Origin of the sequence: Paenibacillus rhizosphaerae (assembly GCF_014192015.1) — a bacterium.
Classification (GTDB): Bacteria; Bacillota; Bacilli; order Paenibacillales; family Paenibacillaceae; genus Paenibacillus_AQ; species Paenibacillus_AQ rhizosphaerae.
In genome coordinates, this window is sequence record NZ_JACHXJ010000001.1 from 1,907,641 (window position 1) to 1,928,513 (window position 20,873).

The following is a 20,873-nucleotide window of genomic DNA, read 5'->3' on the forward strand; positions in this document are numbered from 1 at the left end:
ATTGATCATTAGCGTTCATTGAATTACCGTGAAAAAGGCCACCGATTACTTCGGTGGCCATCTCTGCTTGTTAGGAGGGTTTTGTAATAGTCATTGAACCGGATTATAAAGCGTTGGCAACCACCCGTTTATTATGAACCCGGGACAAGTTGAACTAATTAAAGGAAATGGTTATTGCCAGTATAAGGGAAATTATCAAAGTCAAATTTCCGTTGGACTAGCTGAATTACCAAACACTTGCATGCTGTCGTATCATCTATATAACCGCAAAACCCGAACCTTTGAGAAACAGGTCGGGGTTTTGCGGTTTATCAGAAAATTGCTTTCTATCACGAACGCTTCCAGGCTGTAATCAGAGCTTGAGCCGCATCCTTTAGCTCTAATCTTATAAGTTGGTCAATATCCCGATCATTCGCATGCTCTACATCCCGAATGAAGGCGTTCATATTATCGAGTGCTTTGTCTTTACGGCCACGAGATAATTCTTGTACCGCTTTCGATAAATCTTCACTCAGCTTGTCATACAGCTTCTTCGACAGCTTTTCAGAAGATTTAGCATCTTGAAGCAGTCCCTCAATATCGGCAGTAGAGATGGCCATTTTAGGGAACCGGACACTCTCGGAGATGATGGTATCCGTCTCTGGATTGCTAACGGCGAACAGTTCGATGTAATTTCCCGCCGTATTGGAAGGAAGAGTCAAAGCTGTTGTGACGGATTGGGATTCGCCAAGCTTAAGTTTCGTCTGAACATAGTACTTGTTCCGGATCACGCCATCCGGCGTTTTCAATGCTACAGCCAACCAGGCATCCAGGGCGTCTTCTGTATTGTTGTTCAAAGTCGTAGTGATCTTCACTCGCTCTCCTGGATTCAGACGTTTGATTGGCTTGCCCTCAAGATTTGAAAAGGCTGTTTCGGATAAAAGAATGCTTTTGTCTGATGTATGAATTTCGACCTTGTTGCTCGCCTCCGACATCTTGCCCGATGCATCCTTCGCTTTGACGTAAATGGAGAGGGTAGAATCTGGCGTAAGTTCAGACAAGGTAAAAGTGGTTGTCGTACCATCAACCTCGCCTATTTTTTGGTCCGTATTTGCATTGTACAAGACATAGCCGGTAACGCCGACATCGTCCCCGGAAGCATCCCATTGAACTGTTGCAGTCGTACGCGTCGCACTTTTTACACGAAGATGTTCCGGTGCGCTAGGAGCCTGCGCATCCGTAGAAGAGAATCGTTGCAGCTTGATATCATAGATGCCCCACCAGGTGCCGCCTGCGTTGCCTATCTGCACAATTTTGACATACCTTGCGGTCTGCTCCCCAGACAACAAAATAGCGGTGCCGTTATTTTGGCTTCCTTGACCGGAAGCAACGGGGTCTCCCCAGTTTGAACCATCTTCGGACACGTATACTTGGTAACCGCGCGGATAATCTCCATTCGTCAATCCATCGTCAAGTACGATCCGGTTAAATGTCTGCGATTTTCCCAGATCTAATTGGAACCATTGGCCATTCGTCTGTCCGGCGCCGGTCGCCCACCGCGTGGTTTTGCTGGCGTCTATCGCGTTGGCAGGAGGCGAGTCCGGCCAGGATGAACTTGCAGTTGCGGTCCAGTTGTCACGAGGCAGTGTTTGGATCAAAGCCGTCGATACCGTGAGGGAAGGGCCGTTCTCCGAGAGATTTCCATAAAAATCCCGGGCTTTTACGCTAAAGTTGTAAGAGGTATCTGGCGTCAGATCGGTTACTTTGAACGAGGTTCCGCTCGTAAATGCGAGCTGGTCCTTGCCGCTGTATACCACATAGCCGGCTACTTTGGTGTCATCCGCTGAAGCATTCCAGGCAAGCTGAATACTGGTGTCGTCTTTACTAGTTACACGGAACCCGGTAGGGGCTGTTGGCGGGTTACCGTCACCTCCGCCTTGAGGTACCGTCAATTGAACGGTTCCAAAGGCGCGAGGGTCGGTAAAAGCGTTGTCTTTTTCCGCATTCCAGGCGATTTTGGTCTCACGTCCGTTGTACCCGTCGTTATCATTTACCTGAACGTCAAATCCCATATAGACGCCACTGCCCGGAGAGCCGCCAAGCGTCGACCATGGAATCTTGATCTCCATCTGATAGCCACTGTCCGTATCTCCTTGCGCAAACGTCACGCCGGTTATCGAACGGTCGGGATGTTTCGATTCATACACTTTCTTATCATTCCAACGGAACGAATACTGGTAGTCATTATCGTCGTAGCTGGCGGCTTTGTCATTGTTCGCATCAATGTAGACCTCCACACTATCGTCCCGCCAGACGGCATCGCTGTTGGCCAGTTTAACGGAATCCTTGACATCGGCAAAGACGTAAAGATTCTGGTCATCCCACATGGCTCGGTAAGAGGCAGACAAATCATCAGGCGAAGAAATATTATCCTGGCCCATAATCACTTTGCCGAGTTTCTCAGAACCTTGATCGTTCCAGGTCTCATCAAGTTTACCGTCGATCACTGGAGCCTTGGCTGTGTAGCTTAGCTTGGTTCCGGCAAAAGCCTGCGTAGACACCTTCAGGACATCGCTGGCTTCGGACAAATTCCCCCGCCGATCCAGCGCCCGAACCGTAAAGGTATACTGCCGATCAGGCAGCAAGTTGCTTACGGTATATTTCAGTACCGAGCCATCAACGCGGGCAATTTCCGTCGAGGAGTTATAGATTGCATACTGGGTCACGCCACGGTTATCGGTCGATGCCTCCCATTGTAAACCAACGGAGGTATCCGTGGCGCTTGTTGATGTTAAGTGCGTTGGTGCCGTTGGAGATTCGGTATCGAGCTCCAGAGTCTTGACCGTGAATGGCACGAATTCTGAGACGTTTCCAAATGCGTCACGGGAGCGAATTTTCAGATGATAGGTCGTATTTGCAGGCAAGTTCCGCATGAGATAAAACGATGCCGTTGTCGTGCCTAGAAATTTGTCGTCCTGATAAACATCATAAGCATAAACGCCAGTATCATCGGTACCCGGCTTCCAGGTCAGACGCAATTCGTTGTCCTGTGCTTCTGCTGAAGGGGTTTGCGGCGGGCCAGGAGGCTCTTTGTCGACTGCGCCGTTTGTTTTCGTATAGACCCGAACGTAATCTACCAGATGATACTGTGGGAAAACCGTCGTTGCATCCGGAGCCCCTGCGAATCCGCCAACTGCCGTATTGATGATGATAAACATATCTTGGTCAGTAACATTAACATTTTCATAAGTACGCCGCAGCACGCCATCGACGTACCACCTTAGTACACCGGGCTCCCATTCCATTCCATATACGTGGAAGTCTTTGCTCAAATCGACGTCGGCATCCCATTGATCGCTGGTATAAGCATTATTGGGGTAGACTCCATAGTGATACGTCATGTAGTTACGATTCGGTTCCTGACCGATCATCTCCATGACGTCCATCTCTGGGGGCCACGATATCTGATTGGCCAGCCAGTGAGTCGGCCAGATTCCTTGTCCGGTAGGAACTTTGGCGCGGAATTCGATTTTGCCGTAATTGAACTGGAATTTGCCATCAGAGTGAATGCGTCCGGACGAGTAATGCATGCCGCCAAATTCCCGCTTCTGGGTCCGTATAACCAAATTGCCGTCCTGCAGATAAACATCCTCGGGAGTATAATACTCCATCTCATTGTTGTAGTCGGCTTTCCAGTCAGCGATGTCCCACTTGGTCCGATCCAGCTCCTTTCCGTCGAACTCGTCATGCCAGACCATCGTCCATGGATCCATTTCTTTCGTTGTGACATCTATCGGATTGCTTTCGTCTGATACGTTGTTATCCGCGTCAACAGCTTTGACGGTGAACCGATAAGTTGTCTGAGGGGTAAGGCCGGTGACAGGAAGGGAGGTTTCGGTTCCAACCGCCGAACCCATCTTTTCAGGAGTCCCGTAAGTGTCTTCCGTTACCGTAGCGCCATAGACATCGTAACGTACAATGCCGGCGAGGTCATCCTCCGATGCCTTCCATTGCAGGGTGACGGCACGATCCTTAATTTCCTGTGCTTCCAGATCGGCAGGTGCAGACGGAGGGGACGTGTCCATCGGGCGATATACGTTTAACTCCCAGATGGCCCACCATGCCCCGTCGTCGGACGTCTTCACAACCCGTATATACCTGGCCGTCTGAAGGGGGAAGGAGGCATCAATGATTTTGCTGCCCGTACCGCTGTAAATCGGATCGCCCCAGGTTGTCCCATCATTTGATACCAGGATGTCATAGGTATTTGGATAGTCTCCGCAGCATGATTTCGACGCATCCAGCGTAATTCGGTCAAAATTACGGACTTGCAGCATGTCAACCTGGAAGTACACTCCTTTCGCTGCGGGTTTTCCGCTTGACCAGCGGCTCTCTGGGTTTCCGTCCAACGCTTTGACCGGAAATTCCTCTGACCATGTAGAGGAATAGGTCGCGCTCGCTGTCCACCCCGTCTTGTCCAAGGCGGTGCTGTCCTTATTTTCTTCGCTGTCAGCCCAGACCGACCCAGGACTGATCAATTGAGCGAAGGAACATGCAGCCAGAAAGATTGCTAAATATAAACTGAACCACCTCTTTTTATTGCTCATCCCATTTGACACGCTCCCCTTTATTATTCGAGGGATTATTGGCCTAAGGTGAGGTCCACCTGATCGGCCAAACCACCTCTCGAACTAACTTTAGCGGAAAGCGGTTTCTTATCAACAGAGGAATAAACAACGAAATTTTATTCAAAAACGACGATCTTGATAATGTAGCACCGGAAAAGTAATCCTTACTGACGTTCCGATACCCAAACGGCTAGAAATCGTCACACCATATTGTTGGCCAAAATGAAGCTTGATTCTTTCGTCGACATTGCGGATACCGCATCCGGCGATTTGTTTTCCTGGTTTCAAAATGCTCTCAGTCGTCTCCGGTCTCATACCGACGCCATTGTCAACGACCGAGAGAACGACGGTGTCATCATGCAATGAACCGCGGATGCAAATATGGATCGTTTCGTCGTACCAGGCATGTTTGAGGACATTCTCCACGAATGGTTGAAGGACAATTTTGACCGTACTAAGTGAAAGAACAGCAGGATCAACATCGTAGGTTACTTCTAGGCGATTTCGATATTTAATCGTTTGGATATCGATGTACGCCGCTACTTGTTGAACCTCTTGAACAATGCTGATGAAAGTATTCCCGTTATTTAGCGTCAATCGGTAGAACTTAGAAAGCCCTGATACCATGCGGCTAAGCCTGTCAACTTCGCCCAGATTAGCCAAGCTATTGATCGATGAGAGGGTATTATATAGAAAATGAGGCTTGATCTGTGTATGAAGCGCTTCCAATTCTGCGTCTTTCTTCTGTAGTTCCGTCACATAGACTTTATTGATCAATTCTTCAATCGTGCCGGCCATCTCGTTGAACGCATGGGCCATCTGTCCGAATTCGTCCGAACCGCCAAACTGGATCCGCTTTCTGAAATCTCCTCCCTGAAAGGCACGGAGCGAGGCGATAATTTTATAGATACGCCGAGAAAAATAACGGGAAACGACCGCCCCGAACAGCCCGAGTACCGCGAAGCTTCCCGCGCATATCACGATCGTCAGGCGTGCGACTTTCCTGGCGCCTTTCTCCAGAACATCATTTGGCACACTGGCGAACAGCTTCCAATCCGTATCGGGTAGCGCTTCCTCGGTTACCTGCTGCTTACTGCTTGGCACAGGGGACCAGCCGGCCTCGGTTCCCTTTGTCCCGTACAGCACGTTGCCTTGCTTGTCGATGACAGCTGCTTGCCCTGCATCTCCCACGGTGAAGGTATCGACAGCATCAAACAAATCGCCCAGCTTGACCGTGATCCGCACAAAGCCAATAGCCGTATATTTATCATAACCGACCAGGTGCTGGACATAAGAGATGTTCCCATAGGCAGCGTCATCGCCGAGCTGTGCCCAGACAGTACTGCCAACGATCCGATCGGCTTCTCCGTATTTTTGTTTGTAGTCGGCGTACCATGGCTCGCTGCTCAACCGATTAATGGAATAGAGATCTATCAGTGTTCCATTCGCCAGCGGGTTACCTTCCAGTACATTGTAGCGTTCTCTCAGGGAGTCGTTCTTGACATAGACGGAGAGGCGCATTTTATGGCTGGACCAGTTAGCTGACGATTCCAGGCGGGGCATGATGTAATCCATCATGGCCTCGTATACGTTATACCCCTGGTACTTCTCCGTGAGCAGCCGCGACAGCGTGACATCCTGGTACAGTTGCTCGGATATTTTACTGACCTCGGCAACATTGCCCATAATGTTTTCACGTATTTGCTGCAGCGTCCGGGCAACGCTGATTTTCGAGTTGGTCCGAATAGAATGGACCGAGTTGGTATAGCTGTAAGATCCAATCAGCACGACCGGGATTAAAACCATCACCAGATAAGAGAGCATCAGTTTATTGGCAAAGGAGAATTTCAATTTCATTATTTCACCTTATGTTTTGTGCGGTATTCGGTTGGGCTCATGCCCAGCGTTTCTTTGAACTGACGATTGAAATAAATGATATTCCGATAGCCAATCTGGCCTGCAACTTCGTAAATTTTCAGTTTGGGATCGAGCAAAAGTCGGCAGGCGGTGTCAAGCTTCTTGCGAATCATGAAGTCGCTGAAATGGGTGCCCGTCGTTTCTTTGAATAAGTAACCGAGATAATTAGGGGAAAATCCGAACGTATGCGCTAGATCGCGTAGGGTGACCTTCTCGCCAATATGTTCATCGACGTATTTCTCGATCTCTTGAACCAGTTTCTGATTTGTGTTCTCGCGCTTGTGTTTCAGCAGCTCAGAGAGCTCAAACATCCGCCGCCGTAACCACGATTTCACATCGCTGATCGTTTCAAACCGGTAAATGACGTCGAGATGCTCGAAATCGACCCCGAGCACATGATACAAATCCTCGTTGATCGAATGGAGTAGGATATCCAGTTTGGACAGAATGCCCATCGCGAAATGATGAACAGAACTCCGGTTGGAAGGTTGTCCGAGATTTTTGAATAAGGCTTCCATGCAGTTGTCGATCCCGACGAGATCGTAAGCAATGACCGATTCAAACATGTCCTCGAGCCATTGGCCCGGCACACCTTCAGATTTTTCTTGACGTTCTTGCCACTGGCCGTAGGAGATCAGACGATTTTTACCCAGAAACAGCTTGCACGCAAGCGCCTCTTTTGCCTGCCGAAAAGAACCGGGGAGGTCACGAATGTCTTCGCACGGTAGTCCGATGCCAATGGAAATCGTAAGGGAGCCCTGAGCGTGAATTGTACGAATCAGTTCCTGAAGCGCGTCTGCAGCTGTAGGCCCATAACCATCCATCAACAAGACATAACGGCTGCTTGCCGGAAGCTTGCACAGCTGGCCTATCGGCCATTCATCGGCAAATTGTTCGATGGTTTGCATTAATCGGGAGTGAGTTTGAGATCGCATGTCTTCAGGAAGCTTCCATTCAAGATCGTCGACCTCAATGATGGCCGCGTTAAACAGGGGGGCCGACAATGTTAATCCGTATAGATTCACAGCATCCGGCTGCAGGATCGTATCTTCGCCAGACAGCCAGCGAAGAAGTAGTTCAACCCGGACGTAAGGGAGGGCAGTCTCCACTGTGACGGCTCTAGATTGATGAATTCTGAATTCATCCAATGTCTGGATCATGGAACGGAGCGAGATGAGCAGTTCATCGGTGTCCACGGGCTTCAGGATATACCCGACCGCTTTCATCTCTATGGCCTGCTTCGCATAACGGAAATCTTCGTGGCCGCTGATAATCAGAACCTGGAGGTTGGGCTGAAGTTCACGGGCCTTGCGGACCAGTTCAAGACCATTCATGATGGGCATCTGAATATCGGTAATCAGCATGTCAAACTTTTCTTCTTGTAGTAACCGAAGCGCCATAAACGCACTGGATGCCTGGGCTTCAAGCCGAAGGCCGAGTGCTACCCAAGGAACGCGCTTTGCGAGCCATTCCAGATCCAGCAGTTCATCATCGACAATCATGACTCTATACACGATTCAAACCTCCTTGGGGTCTTAACTAATCTTCTGTGGAACAGTATAACAAAACAAATTCTGGACAATAAGTACCTTCTTTCATGATAAAGTTAAAAACGAACTCCCAGGTCCTGTAATAGGAGGGAGTCCGCTGAAGATTATTCTATTTATTTACCCAGCTGCTTTACATGTTCTTGCCATTTTTCTGTTTTGTATTTCAGCAGCTTATCGTAACCGGCTTTATTCAAATCGTCCAATCCTTGGCTGAGTATTGCTTCCACATCCTGATCGTCCTTGGCAAAAAGCGCTTTGGACGTGGTCTTGGTGGCAATATCCACCACATTTTGCTGAATCAATCCTTCCGGCGCATCGACAGGCGGATTGATATCAAAGAAGACGGAGGTATCTGCTACCGTGTTATTAACGACATCGCCATAAATATCCTGCTGATCTGCAGATAAGTATTTCGCACGTTCACGGTCCCAAGGCACATAAATAGGCATTGGCTTGTTGGGGTGAGCATCGAGTTTGAGCTTTTGCAGCTCATCAGGCTTCAGCGCAAGGAATTTGTCGTTTGGAATCGGTGCACCATCTTCCGTTGTCTTATCCCAATACAAGCCTTGCGGGCCATAGATCAATGTCCGCGAATTTTCCGGACTGGTCGCGTAGTCATACCACGCAAAGATCCGCTCGGGTTCCTTGGCGCTTTTCGTAATTGAGTTATAGTTCCAGCCCAGCTTGTTGTAGCCGATTACGACGATTTTCCTCTGATCCACACCAGGCTTGACGAACGGCCAGACGATATCGTATCCGTCATTTGGATTTTTGCCGCGCAGCAGTCGATCTGCCTCGGAGGCATCATTTACGACACCGAAGCCGGTATATACAGCGATTTTGCCGGTTTTCAGCTTTTCCTTGATCTGATCCTGCTTCTGGGTAAGTGTATCCTGGGACAGAAGCCGTTCGCGGAACAACTTGCTCACGTATTTCTGAGCTTCTATGTAATCCGGGTTCGCGTATAGCGGCTTCAATTCATTGCCTTCTGGGACAGCAAACACGTGAACGGCCCGGGCGAAGTCTCCAACAATGCCTTCTTTCATGCCGGCCCATACGAGCCCCGTAATGGCGGTCAGCCCTTCGTTGAACTGCTGAGTTGCTACTGGTGTCACATCCGGATACTTGGCCTTCACCATATTAAGGTAGTTATAAAGATCATCAAACGTTACCAGTTTCGGCGAGCCGAGCTCCTTGTAGATCTTTCTATTGATCCACCAGCCCGAGTTGCCTGCTTTAATATCGCCTGTATACCACGACGGAATGCCGTATATATTGCCGTCGGGTGCTTTCAGCAAGTTTAATGTATCTTCGCCGATGGCTTTCTTCAAGTTTGGATATTTGTCATAGTACGCGTTAAGTGGAACGAGCGCGCCTTCCTTCCCCATCTTATTGGCGTCAGAACGCTCGAGGGTGATGACATCGGGAAGATTAGTGGAAGCGATCATTGTACTCAGCTTTTGCTTGGCATTCCCATTCGGAGAGATACCCTGTACTTCGATCATGAGCTGTTCCTTGATATAACGTTGCGTTGGCGAGTTTGGATCGTAAGGTTCAGGGTTCCACCAGTCGTAGTTCGGGAACCAGGAGTACTTCAATGGTTCGATGCCGATTTTCCCGGGATTGTCAGATGGCACTTCAGATGAAGCTCCTCCCTCTGTGGCGGCCGTTGTCTTCGTCGATGGGGAGGGCTCACTGCTATTTCCGCTGTTACTGGAACAAGCAGTGAGCAACAGGCCTGCGGCAAGGATGGCTGCTAGTGCGTTGGCGGTGACTTTGATTTTCATTTAAATGACCCCTTTCTGTTATTTCCTTTATTTAAGTGTGAGAGGGCTCGCGGAGCCATCTCTGATGCCGGGAACGGACGATGTTAGCCTTTAATTGAACCGACGAGCACCCCTTTAACAAAATACTTCTGAACGAAGGGATAAACCATGATGATAGGCATCGTAGCGATGACCAGGGTGGACATTTGCAACGCTTTTGCCGTTATGGTTTGCTGTGACATTTGTTTCATAGCTTCGGAATTTAGAGCCGATGTCATCTGCTCATAGAACAGGCTTGAATTCATCGCATTGATCAAATAAGTCTGCAGAGGGAGAAGGGATTGGTTATTGATATAAATGCTGGCCGTGAACCACTCGTTCCATAGCCCGACGGCGGTAAACAGCGAGATGGTCGCTAGAATCGGTCCGGAAACATGGAGCACAATTCTGAAGAAAATCCCAAAATCCGTACAACCATCGATCTTAGCCGATTCCTCGAGCCCATCCGGAAGTTCAGAGAAGAAGGTTCGAAATATAAGCATATAGTAGACGTTGACCATGCCTGGGAGCACAAGGACCCAGAAACTATCGTACAAATGCAGTTCACGGAACCATAGAAATGTTGGGATCAGCCCGCCACTGAAATACATGGTAATGATCGCAACGATAAAATAAAATTTACGCCCTGCCAAGAACTTCTTCGATAAGCCGTATGCAAATAAAGAAGTAAGAAAAATGGCAAGCGCCGTACCGATTGCAGTGCGAAGCACGCTAATCAAAACCGCCTGGTACATAGATTTGTTTTTCAATATGATCTCATAGTTTTCCAGTGTCCAATGCCTTGGCCAGAAAGTTAGCCCGCCGAGCATGGTATCACTTCCTGTGTTAAATGAGATCACAATCGAATTCCAGAACGGATACAATGTCAGAAACGATAGCGCAGCAACGGCAATGTACGAAAAAACGGACAGGGCGCGATCACTAAAGCTCAGCTTCATAAGTAAGTAAGGCCCCTTTCTCTACCATAAACTTTCTTTTCCCATACGGCGCACCATCCCATTAGCCAAGAGGAGCAGCACGACATTGACCAGGGATTTGAACAACCCTGCGGCAGCGGCATACGAATAGCGCTGACCGCCTATACCAGTTCGCAGTACATAGGTGTCAATGACATCAGCTACATCCAGCAGTATCCCGTTATTGCCATTGTTCGTCAGCACCAGAATATCTTCGAAGCCGGCATTCATGATATTGCCGACAGCCAGAATCAGAAAAACGCTGATGACTGGCATGATGCAGGGCAACGTAATGCGATAGATTTGTTTAAATCTGCTTGCCCCATCCATCGCTGCCGCTTCGTATAGATGCGGATCGATGCCTGTAATCGCCGCAAGGTAAATAATCGAATTGAATCCGATTTCCTTCCAGATGTTTGTGGAAACAAGAATACCCCAGAAATAATGGGGGGTCGACAACCAGTTGACCGGTTCATGAATGAGTCCAAGCTTCTGAAGTAAAATATTTACGCTTCCGTTATCAACTGCGAAAAGTGAGGCTGCGAATCCGCCAATAATGGCCCATGACATGAAATGGGGCAAATACGTCAATGTCTGGGACAGCCTTTTAAAGAATCGGTTTCGAATCTCATTGAACATAAGGGCTAGCACGATCGGAGCCGGAAATCCAATGAAGAGCTTTAAAAGACTGATAACGAAAGTATTCCGCATAACAAGCCAGAACTCATCTGCCTCGAAGAACGCTCGAAATTGATCCAACCCGACCCAAGGACTTGCCCAGAAACCTTTGTAAATATTGTACTCTTGAAAAGCTGACAAGACGCCCCACATCGGAACATAGGCAAATAGGATCAGAAATACGATGGCTGGCAGCACCATAAGCTGCACCTGCCATTGATTGCGTATTACTGAGCTCCAAGGCTTGTTCGATCGGGGTTGAATCTGGGGAGCGGCCTTGGCTAAATTTTGCTTCATATCGTCCTCCTGTTCAATATCTTTTGCACCGGGTGCTGATACGTAGTTTATCTTTGTTTCTTAGGAGTCAGCTAGTAGAGAGACATAACGAAAGCTTATTCAAAATCAACGACTAAATAAGAACGGATATTTCATGGATAATGAATAATAAATCGTTGTTCAATAATCTGTTAAATTTAGGCAGCGCACACTATATTAGTGATTGCACGACGAAATAGGTGGAAACCCTAAACAAATTTTGAAAGGAGCGTAGAATTGATGGCAGTGAGAAGGCTAAGGTGGAGGAATTGGAAGAAACCAGCCCAGATACTTCTTGCAGGGGTACTTGTATTGGGGGGATTGGCTGTTTCAAGTCAGAAGCATGCAAGTGCCGCTCCGTCCGGATCAGGTTGGGAACAAACATTTAGTGATGATTTCGATTCACTTGATTCGACGAAATGGAAAACTGCCTGGTCGTACTGGTGGGATGGATCCATCCGCGAGGATAATCGGACCCGGCAACTTGCGTATTATCCAGACGAGAATGTGTCGATTGTGACAGATACCAGTGCAGGCGGTAACGGCAAGGTAGTTCGCTTGCGAACGGCTAAGGAAGACACATATGTGTCCTGGGAAAACAAAACGTACAACTACACGGCAGGTGTTTTGCAATCGAGTACGCGATTCAAGCAAACATATGGTTACTATGAAGCCAGGATCAAGACGTTTAACTCCTCGGCGAAAGGATATATCACCGATTTTTGGTTGGCACCTTTCGCTAATAAATGGCCACCTGAGCTCGATGTGATGGAAACGGCCGGTTCAGACTCGGCAACGAAAGCGCATTTCTTTGAACACTACAGTGATTCAAACGGTGCTCATCAATATCAAGGCATTGAGAAAGCGCTCGATCCGAGTCAATGGCACACCTACGGGGTTCAGTGGGAACCAGGCAAGCTGACCTGGTTCGTTGATGGGACACAAGTTGGCAGTTCGATTACGACGGGCGTACCTAGCGAGGATATGTTCCTGATTTTATCGACGGAAGTAGGGAACGACGGATATTGGGGTAATCCTGATGCGGGTACATGGCCACAGTATATGGAAGTGGACTATGTCAAGGTGTGGAAAAAGAGCGGCATTACTTCTGGCCAAACCTATGAAATTTCCAGCAAAGTAGACGGGAATAAGGCATTCGATGTCGACAGTATTTCAACAGCAGACGGGGCAGCGGTTCAGGTCTGGGATTATGTAGGAGGCGGCAATCAGAAGTGGAAGGCAGAAGATGTTGGGGGAGGCTTCTACAAGCTGACGGCAACCCATAGCAACAAAGTACTCGACATCTGCAACAATTCTACGGGTCAGTCCTGTTTGAAGCAATCAACATATACCGGAGCGGATAGTCAGTTATGGAAAATCGAAGATCAAGGTAACGGGTACTATCGAATTGTTTCCAAGCTCAGTGGTCTTGTCATTGATCTGCCAAACTCGAATACAACGAATGGAACAGATCTTCAGACTTATTGGTGGAACGGTTCAGATGCTCAGCTGTGGAAGTTGACTTCGCAATAATAGAGGTTATGTGATGATACGAGCAGGCCTTAATCAGGGCCTGCTCTCTTTTTTATCGAGGTTTTTTATTTATAACTAACCGAGTTTCAATGCACTGGTCGACATCAAAGATCTATGATCTACGCATGTTGTCTGTGGTAAGGAAAAATCTCGTGGTAAATTGAAAGTTATTGGAGGATTTTATTTTAACCGAAGATAGAGATAGAAAATGGCCTAAAACGTTCTTCTTAAGAGTTAAATTAAACGGTGCTTTATAGGATCAAACAAAATTGATTGTTCGATATAAGAAAGGGAGTGAAATGCAGATGATAATATTTTATGATCAGACCTTTCCTTATGGTGGTGTGAGACCAGATGAGGCAAGCCTTCAGAAACTCGCTTCTTTTGGGGAAATCGTTGGAGTGGAGGAGTTGGCTGGACGCCTAGACCGAGCCGAGCCTGCGGAAACGATGGTATGGCTGCACGGCCCTTATTTCCCCAAAGCGTCATGGAGTGTAATCGTACGCTTCTTGGAGCGCGGCTGCGGCTTCGTACATATAGGGGGATCCCCTTTCCGGATACCTGTATACTCTTCGGAGAATGGCTGGATAGAAGAGCGTGAACAACCTGCCTACCATCAACGACTTCGAATCCATGAGATCCAGCGAGTTGAGCGTGAGCAGGACTGGTGCTACTCCGGTAGCGGAAAAATCTATCCCCTCTTTGAAGGCATGGAGGTACTTTTCGAACCAGCGGAAACTTGCAGCTTTGTGCTTACCCTTTCCTCTACCCCTGACCATCCTCGGGAGCCTGGCTCCAGCGGACCGATGGATGCAAGGATCCACCCAGTCATGATCGCTAACGACAAAAACGGCAGGGAGAAGGCGGCTCCGGCTGTGCTGATGGAGAACGTCCGTGGCACCTATGCCGGTAGTCGGTGGTTGTTTATCAACCAGGAGATCCGCCATCGGTTTTGGATCTCTGGTGGTCCGGAAGCTGTTGCCCGATGGGCTCAATTCTGCGGTCGAGGAGTTACAGAAGCTTGGCTGAAGACGGGATATGCCAGTTACGAAGTAGGCGAGAATCCTGCATTACTGTTGCAGATGCAAGCCTTGATAGACTCTGCTATTGCAGACTGGAATGTTGAGATTACGGTATCTCAGGCTTCCGCGACTGAAGATTCGGTTATTCATAAAGAACGTTTGGTGCTTTCTGTTGAGCGTGAGATAATCTACGAATGGCTTCCGCTGAAGATGACACTGGAACCTGGGCTATACCGGATGGAAGCAAGAGCTGTTTCATCCAACGGGGAGCGAATGCATTTGTCCCAAGGTTTCTGGTGCAAAGACAATAATCTTTTGACTCAAGGTGAGTCTTTGGCATGCGGTCGTGATTATTTTATGAGGAACGGCAAACCGATGCCCGTCGTGGGTATGACTTATATGGCCAGCGATACCGGAAGAAAGTTTCTCTTCCTTCCGAATCCTGATGTATGGGATCGGGATATGGAAAAAATGAAGCGGGCCGGCATCAACTTGATCCGGACGGGCATCTGGTCAGCTTGGCGGCATATAATGCTCGAGGACGGGCACCCATCTGATAAGGTGCTTCGTTCTATGGATGCGTTCTTGTTAACGGCTGCCCGCCATGGTCTGGAAGTGATTTTTACTTTTTTTGCATTCACCCCGGAGATGTGGGAGGGATCCAATCCATATCTGGATACCCGAAGTGTAGAAGCGCAGAAGCGCTTTATCCGTTCTATCGTAACCCGGCATGCGAATACCACGAATGTCCATTGGGATCTGATTAACGAACCTTCTTTATTTGATCCTTCCCGGATTTTCGACGGGCCACGCAAAGTCGGGGATGTGAGCGAGCGTGTGGCTTTCCGGAATTGGCTCCGTAAGCGTCATGGGAACGATATCAGGGGCCTTCAAGAAAAGTGGGGCATGACGCCAGAGGAATTGCCTGATTTTGAATCCGCTAATCCGCCCGAGAAGGCGGAGATCAACTTTAATCCCACGGAGGGCAAAGCGAAACGAGGCTTGCGGTGGCTTGACTATTGTTTGTTTACTATGGACATGCACAACCGCTGGGTCGGTGAGTTGTCCAACTCGATTAGATCCTCAAGTCCCAAGCAGCTTATTACGGTGGGACAGGATGAGGCAGTTATGGCTCAAAGGCCATCCCCTTTCTTTTATGCAGACAGTGTGGATTATACATCGGTGCATACTTGGTGGCTTAACGACCATCTGTTATGGGATGGCTTAGTCGGTAAGACACCACTAAAGCCTAATCTCGTTCAGGAAACGGGAATGATGTATGTGGAGACGGCATCGGGGATGGCTAAGCGCTCTGAACCGGAGCTCCGCAATATGCTGGAGCGGAAGTATGCGTACGCCTTCGCCGCTGGAGCAGCCGGAGCGGTTCAATGGATATGGAATATCAATCCATATCTGAACAGTGTGAATGAGTCTAATATTGGTGCACTTCGGGCGGATGGGACAGAGAAACCAGAAGTCGGTGTATCTTATGGGTTTGGACAATTTATGGGTGAGATTCATGGTGTATTCGCTGACAGACGTCTTGAGGAAGTTGCTGTAATCTTTCCATATTCTAATAGTTTTTCTAATCGGCACTTTGCCTTCGACGCAACAACCCGTCTATCCCGAGTATTGAGTTATCAGCTCAAGCAGACATTCCGTATCTGGAGCGAGTATCATTTGAGCCCTGAGGAGACCGGATCCGGAGCTAAATTGATGATCGTGCCTTCCGCCCACAATCTTTCCAGCCATGCTCTGGAGCAGCTACTGCAACGCGTAAGGAAGGATGGAAGCACGCTACTACTAACTGGACCACTTTCTCTAGACGAATATTGGAAGTCCTCCGGCCGTTTACAAATGATTACTGGTGACACCAGACTAGTTAATGTCTGCCGAGAAGAGATGCTGGAAGTAGGTGGAGATAAGTTATCCATAGCTTTTGGGCAAAACCGGATCGGAGAGCTTGTGAAGGAAATCCCAGTAGGGATTTTCGACGGAATGAACAAGCTTCATGAATACGACTTAGGCAAGGGCAAGCTTTTGTGGTGTCCTCTTCCTGTGGAATGCAGCGACAGCCCGGAAGCCATGACACACGTTTATCGTTATGTTTTGGATTTGGCGGGGGTCACGAAGGAGCTTCGTTGGATCCGGGGAGGAGAGTTACCCGGAGTCTATGGTCGGAAGCTGGCGTTCCCAGATGGTGCGTTGTATATCTTCGTATCAGAGAGTGGTTACGATGCAGAGATTGCTGTCCAGGATGCGGACACAGGTGTGGACTACTCTTTCGTACTAGAAAGAGACCGGTCCGTCCTGTTTGCGGCGGATCGGAATGGGGACCTGCTGGCTGTATACAGACCAGAAGAGGTTAAGATCTGGCATGGTATAAAGTGTTAAGGTATATGATGACGTAATCGTCCTAGACCTAGAGTTCTGGGATTCCGGATTATGTGAAGAGTAATTCGGGGTGAATATCCCGAAAGGAGCAGAGGATGTAACTCCGTATATACTCACCGACAATGGGGTTCAATTTCCCTTCTTGATCGATCTAGTTCGTAAATTATTTTATTAAGCTATCGGGAGAACGATAGTTCAATAATGAACAAGAAGCCAGCCGATTACTTTGACCGGCTGGCTTTATTCAACTAACGGGCAGTTTAACGCAACAAACTCATTATTATTTGCGTATAAAGGTTGTGTGGTAAAATATGGATTGTAATTATTGAGTTAAGAGTGAGAATCTTTTAGGGAGTGAATAAAGCAAATGGTCCACTCTAAAGGCTTAAAATTATTGATTGGTGCTGTGGTTATCGTTTCTGTCGGAGTGGGTGGTGCAGTAGCTTACCAGAAGGTATATGCAAAAAGTGCAACTACTCAAAGTAGCATTAGTTCGCAAACCTATTCTCTAAATGAAAGTGGACAGACTTACGGTTCTGCTGAAAAAACCACTCCTTATGAAATGCTACCCGATTTAATCCATAGAGGAAGTGTGGATGGCGTTGCAGGATATGTGTTGAAAAGCGATTATCTAAAAGGTGTAAGTGATGTCCCACTATATGATGTTGATGGGAAAACCATACTTGGTTCATTTCATATAAGCGCCAATGTTGTGAACTTTCCGAGAAATGAAAACGGACAGACATACGGTTCTGCTGCGGATGCCGCCTCTTCCGACACGGAACCTGAATTAATCAGTGCTTTTGGTGTGGATGGCACCAAGGGATATGTGATGAAAAAAGATTTAGACGGTGAACAGCCAAAATCACCTAAGGAAGCCCTTGCGTCAATGGAAAGAAATAAGGAAGGACGGGATATTCCCTTGTATGACGTTGATGGTAAAACCGTAATTGGAGTGTTTCATGTTGGAGGAAAGTAAAAAAGTGTATTCTAACGTTAAGCTAACGTGAAACGATAGTTGAATAACCGACAAGGATGAAGCTGCCAATTCTAATCGGCAGCTTCAATAAGCTAACGGGCATTGAACGGAGATGATTATTATTTGATCGCCATTGTTCTATGGGATTTGGATGGAACTATTCAAGATAGCGAGTCACTTGCTAAGGAAGGGACTCGATATGGATTTAAAGAGGTGCTTGGTAGGGAGCCAACGGAAGACGAATTCGCTCAGCTTGTCGGACGTCCTGTTCCAGTAGTTTACAAAGAATGGTTTGATGACGTACTAGCAAAACAGATTCTTGATACGGGAACACACTACTACCAAGAACGGGCAGAACAAATCCCCTGCTACTCAGGTATCCCAGAGTTACTGAAAGAATTGAAGCAAAGAGGTTATCGAATGGGAGTCGTATCTTCTAAACGACGTTTTCATGTTGTGAATGAATTGAAGTCAAAAGCTTTGGACATCTTGTTTGATGTTATCATAGCCCAAGAAGACACCCTACAACATAAACCTCACCCTGATCCCCTATTGCTTGCGGCAAGTCGCCTGAAATGTTCCCCTGAGAATTGTGTATATATAGGAGACCAACCTTCAGACATAAAAGCAGCTGATGCTGCACAAATGAGGAGTATTGCAGCACTTTGGGGAGAGGGTAAATTTGAACGACTTAAGGCGATTGGCCCAACAATGTTGGCCTATACTCCGTTGGACATTTTTGATTTCCTATCAACTTCCGTATGACATTAAGCTAACGTGAAACGATAGTTGAATAACCGACAAGGATGAAGCTACCAATTCTAATCGGCAGCTTCATTAAGCTAACGGGCAGGTTTGTTCCAATATGTGGTTATTTAAATGGGGTAAATTGGTATATCTTTGGTTATAGGAAGTCAACTGCTCCCCCTATACATGACGCAACTTAAAGTGGACCATAGATGCCTAATTAAGAACCCAGTTTAAGGGGGAAAACTGATGCGCTACTTTCTCATGATAAATGCTCTGAGCGCTATCTTTGCATTATTACCATTTATAATGAGTGAAATGTTAGTTAATGTCTATAGAATAAATCGAATTACTGGCGTTGAAATAGCAGTTATAGATAGGGTTAATACAGTTATCGGTCTTCTATGCTTTTCCTTTTCAATCATAACGTTTGTGTTCATGATAAAAAAACGATTTCTCCCCTCTAAAAAGACTAACTTATTTTCCTCCATAACCTGGGTTCCATATTACTGGCTATACATTAGTATTTTTGCATCCCAATTTCCAATAACGAATCCGGCGGATAAAGCTAATCCTGCTTCCGGAGTAATTATCATTGCAGGATTATTACTCTATCCGATCATATTGGCTGGAATGAATGCTATTGCTTTATTGTTAAAGAGTCACAACTCTTTAAGCTAACGGGGAACTTTAGTTCAACGATCCATAAGCAGTTTGCCGCCGCGGCAGCTGCTTCTTTTCATTAAGTAATTGGGCGTTTACGGCAACAAGTGCATGTGTAGAGGCGTCAGTATATTGGGAATCCTTTCTTAAGTAAAGGAGGGTATACTACGGGGTGGCGCTGAAAATTGGTTATTTAATGATGGTCTGCTGGTTAATTTATGTGGTTTATTCAATACAGCATGTGGATGCATGGAATGATGATAACCGAGTTGCAATCGCTATATTTTTAGCCTTCGCAGGATTAGTGATTTTCCCTGTTTATTTTGTCTCAATTTACCTGTTTGGGGAATTAAGAAAAAGGATGCAACGTTAAGCTATCTGGGAACGATAGTTGAACCAATACAGGGAGCAGAACGCCGCGACGCTGCTCCCTGTTCTATTGTAATTGGCAGGATAATTCAATAGGATATTAGTCTTTTATGGTAAGATTATAGAACAAGATAAGTTATAGTCGTCGTTTTTAGAATGAACAGTATGAAATTATAGGGGAGTCCTAAATTGAAAAAGAAAATGAACTATTTAATCTTAATTTTAACGATCATCTTTATGGTTGGTTGTACCAATGTAGAAGATCCGCCTATTACAAATGGAGAAAACGCCATACAAGAAGTAACCAAAGTTGATAAAGAAGCAGAGGGAACTATTACCGAGGCCATTAAGGAACCAAAAGGAGAAGAAAAGGTTGTTGATGAACCGGCAGTCGAGGAAACACCAACCCAACCAAATAACGATCTATTCTCAGGATACGAACGTATTGAAGTGGATGCTTGTGATTTGTCTGGCCATCGTGAACCTAACGTCGTTGTGGATGTTGGTTACGGGAAGCGTGAATACTGGGCATTTACATACGAACACGGGCAACTAGTACGTGTCATTGCTGATAAAATCATTCTACAAGATGACAATAAAGAGCCTGTCTCATCGTCTGGTAGGTATTGTGCTGATGAAGCAAAGGTCCCTGGGGTTGAGAGTGCTGTTTTAGACGAAGGACATGCCATAGCTGATTCTCTTGGCGGTGTATCCAATGCTTATAATATCACCCCACAAGATAGTACGCTCAACCGACATGGTGATCAAGCATATATGGAAGACGCTATACGCAAAGCAGGTGGAGCTACTAATTTTGAAGCAATTATCACCTACCCGAACACGAAAACGCAGATTCCCTCCAGTTATCAATACACCTATACGTTAAAGGGTAACGTGATTGTCGATAAATTTGATAATGTGAATCCTGACGAAGTAAACAAAACCCTTGGTTTAACAGACAGTAAGCCTTCTGATTCAAAAAGTTCTAACACAAAAGCGACTAATCCAAATACAAAAGATGATCTTTCTAGTGTTGATACCAATGGTAACGGGAAGATAACGATAAAAGAAGCGAAAGCAGCCGGTTATAGTATGCCAATAACGAGTGATCATTGGTTAAATATAGGTGATAATACATAGGATAGTTAGTCTATTATGGGGACTAGCTATCCTTTTTTATTTACATAATAGATTAAATAAATAACGGTTGAACTTATAGTTTAGAATGTTTAGTATGGATATATAAACAACGAACGTTTGTTCGTTTTAAGAAGGACGTAGCCTCGGTGCGAGGACAGTCACTCCGCAGAAACGATA

Annotated in this window: 13 protein-coding genes; 7 read left to right on the forward strand and 6 right to left on the reverse strand. The window is 46.8% G+C overall.

Going from position 1 to position 20,873, the window contains the following annotated elements; all coding sequences use genetic code 11:
* Positions 1–329 precede the first annotated feature (329 nt).
* The 6 genes from FHS19_RS08235 to FHS19_RS08260 all read right to left on the reverse strand — a co-directional run bounded on the left by FHS19_RS08235 (position 330) and on the right by FHS19_RS08260 (position 11,735).
* Entirely contained in the window at positions 330–4,586 is a 4,257-nt protein-coding gene (locus tag FHS19_RS08235; RefSeq protein ID WP_183581204.1) for a sugar-binding protein, read from the reverse strand.
* A gap of 141 nt (positions 4,587–4,727) precedes the next feature.
* Positions 4,728–6,464 (reverse strand): sensor histidine kinase, encoded by a 1,737-nt coding sequence (locus FHS19_RS08240; RefSeq protein ID WP_183581206.1) that lies wholly within the window; start codon positions 6,462–6,464, stop codon positions 4,728–4,730.
* The gene (locus tag FHS19_RS08245; protein WP_183581208.1) at positions 6,464–8,038 is read right to left on the reverse strand and encodes a response regulator; all 1,575 of its coding nucleotides are present in this window, start codon (positions 8,036–8,038) and stop codon (positions 6,464–6,466) included. The genes FHS19_RS08240 and FHS19_RS08245 overlap by 1 nt, the downstream gene beginning before the upstream one ends.
* A 149-nt stretch (positions 8,039–8,187) precedes the next feature.
* Positions 8,188–9,861, reverse strand: a complete 1,674-nt coding sequence (locus FHS19_RS08250; RefSeq protein WP_183581211.1) for an extracellular solute-binding protein — start codon at positions 9,859–9,861, stop codon at positions 8,188–8,190.
* An 83-nt stretch (positions 9,862–9,944) separates the two neighbouring features.
* Entirely contained in the window at positions 9,945–10,838 is an 894-nt protein-coding gene (locus tag FHS19_RS08255) for a carbohydrate ABC transporter permease (protein ID WP_183581213.1), read from the reverse strand.
* 21 nt (positions 10,839–10,859) lie between these two features.
* Positions 10,860–11,735: an ABC transporter permease gene (locus tag FHS19_RS08260; protein WP_246426529.1), complete on the reverse strand. Its 876-nt coding sequence runs from the start codon at positions 11,733–11,735 to the stop codon at positions 10,860–10,862.
* Positions 11,736–12,089: 354 nt separating this feature from the next.
* Here FHS19_RS08260 and FHS19_RS08265 point away from each other — a divergent pair, with 354 nt between their 5' ends.
* The 7 genes from FHS19_RS08265 (at position 12,090) to FHS19_RS08295 (ending at position 20,696) form a co-directional block, all read left to right on the forward strand.
* Positions 12,090–13,382, forward strand: coding sequence for an RICIN domain-containing protein (locus FHS19_RS08265; protein ID WP_183581217.1), 1,293 nt, complete (start codon positions 12,090–12,092; stop codon positions 13,380–13,382).
* 305 nt (positions 13,383–13,687) lie between these two features.
* Positions 13,688–16,798 carry a beta-galactosidase gene (locus tag FHS19_RS08270; RefSeq protein ID WP_246426457.1) on the forward strand — a complete coding sequence of 1,037 codons (3,111 nt, stop codon included), beginning with the start codon at positions 13,688–13,690 and terminating at the stop codon, positions 16,796–16,798.
* A gap of 367 nt (positions 16,799–17,165) precedes the next feature.
* Positions 17,166–17,777: a hypothetical protein gene (locus FHS19_RS08275; RefSeq protein ID WP_183581221.1), complete on the forward strand. Its 612-nt coding sequence runs from the start codon at positions 17,166–17,168 to the stop codon at positions 17,775–17,777.
* Positions 17,778–17,900: 123 nt separating this feature from the next.
* Positions 17,901–18,542, forward strand: coding sequence for an HAD family hydrolase (locus FHS19_RS08280; RefSeq protein WP_183581222.1), 642 nt, complete (start codon positions 17,901–17,903; stop codon positions 18,540–18,542).
* 231 nt (positions 18,543–18,773) lie between these two features.
* Positions 18,774–19,205 carry a hypothetical protein gene (locus FHS19_RS08285; protein WP_183581224.1) on the forward strand — a complete coding sequence of 144 codons (432 nt, stop codon included), beginning with the start codon at positions 18,774–18,776 and terminating at the stop codon, positions 19,203–19,205.
* Between the two features lie 154 nt (positions 19,206–19,359).
* On the forward strand, positions 19,360–19,560 hold the full coding sequence (locus tag FHS19_RS08290) for a hypothetical protein (protein ID WP_183581226.1): 201 nt from the start codon (positions 19,360–19,362) through the stop codon (positions 19,558–19,560).
* Positions 19,561–19,745: 185 nt separating this feature from the next.
* Positions 19,746–20,696, forward strand: coding sequence for a DNA/RNA non-specific endonuclease (locus FHS19_RS08295; protein ID WP_183581228.1), 951 nt, complete (start codon positions 19,746–19,748; stop codon positions 20,694–20,696).
* Positions 20,697–20,873: the final 177 nt, after the last annotated feature.

Coding starts and splice junctions, on each gene's coding strand:
- FHS19_RS08285 (WP_183581224.1), top strand. CDS start 18,774: ATGCGCTACTTTCTCATGATAAATGCTCTGAGCGCTATCTTTGCATTA.
- FHS19_RS08260 (WP_246426529.1), bottom strand. CDS start 11,735: ATGGTGCTGCCAGCCATCGTATTTCTGATCCTATTTGCCTATGTTCCG.
- FHS19_RS08255 (WP_183581213.1), bottom strand. CDS start 10,838: ATGAAGCTGAGCTTTAGTGATCGCGCCCTGTCCGTTTTTTCGTACATT.
- FHS19_RS08265 (WP_183581217.1), top strand. CDS start 12,090: ATGGCAGTGAGAAGGCTAAGGTGGAGGAATTGGAAGAAACCAGCCCAG.
- FHS19_RS08250 (WP_183581211.1), bottom strand. CDS start 9,861: ATGAAAATCAAAGTCACCGCCAACGCACTAGCAGCCATCCTTGCCGCA.
- FHS19_RS08240 (WP_183581206.1), bottom strand. CDS start 6,464: ATGAAATTGAAATTCTCCTTTGCCAATAAACTGATGCTCTCTTATCTG.
- FHS19_RS08275 (WP_183581221.1), top strand. CDS start 17,166: ATGGTCCACTCTAAAGGCTTAAAATTATTGATTGGTGCTGTGGTTATC.
- FHS19_RS08270 (WP_246426457.1), top strand. CDS start 13,688: ATGATAATATTTTATGATCAGACCTTTCCTTATGGTGGTGTGAGACCA.
- FHS19_RS08235 (WP_183581204.1), bottom strand. CDS start 4,586: ATGAGCAATAAAAAGAGGTGGTTCAGTTTATATTTAGCAATCTTTCTG.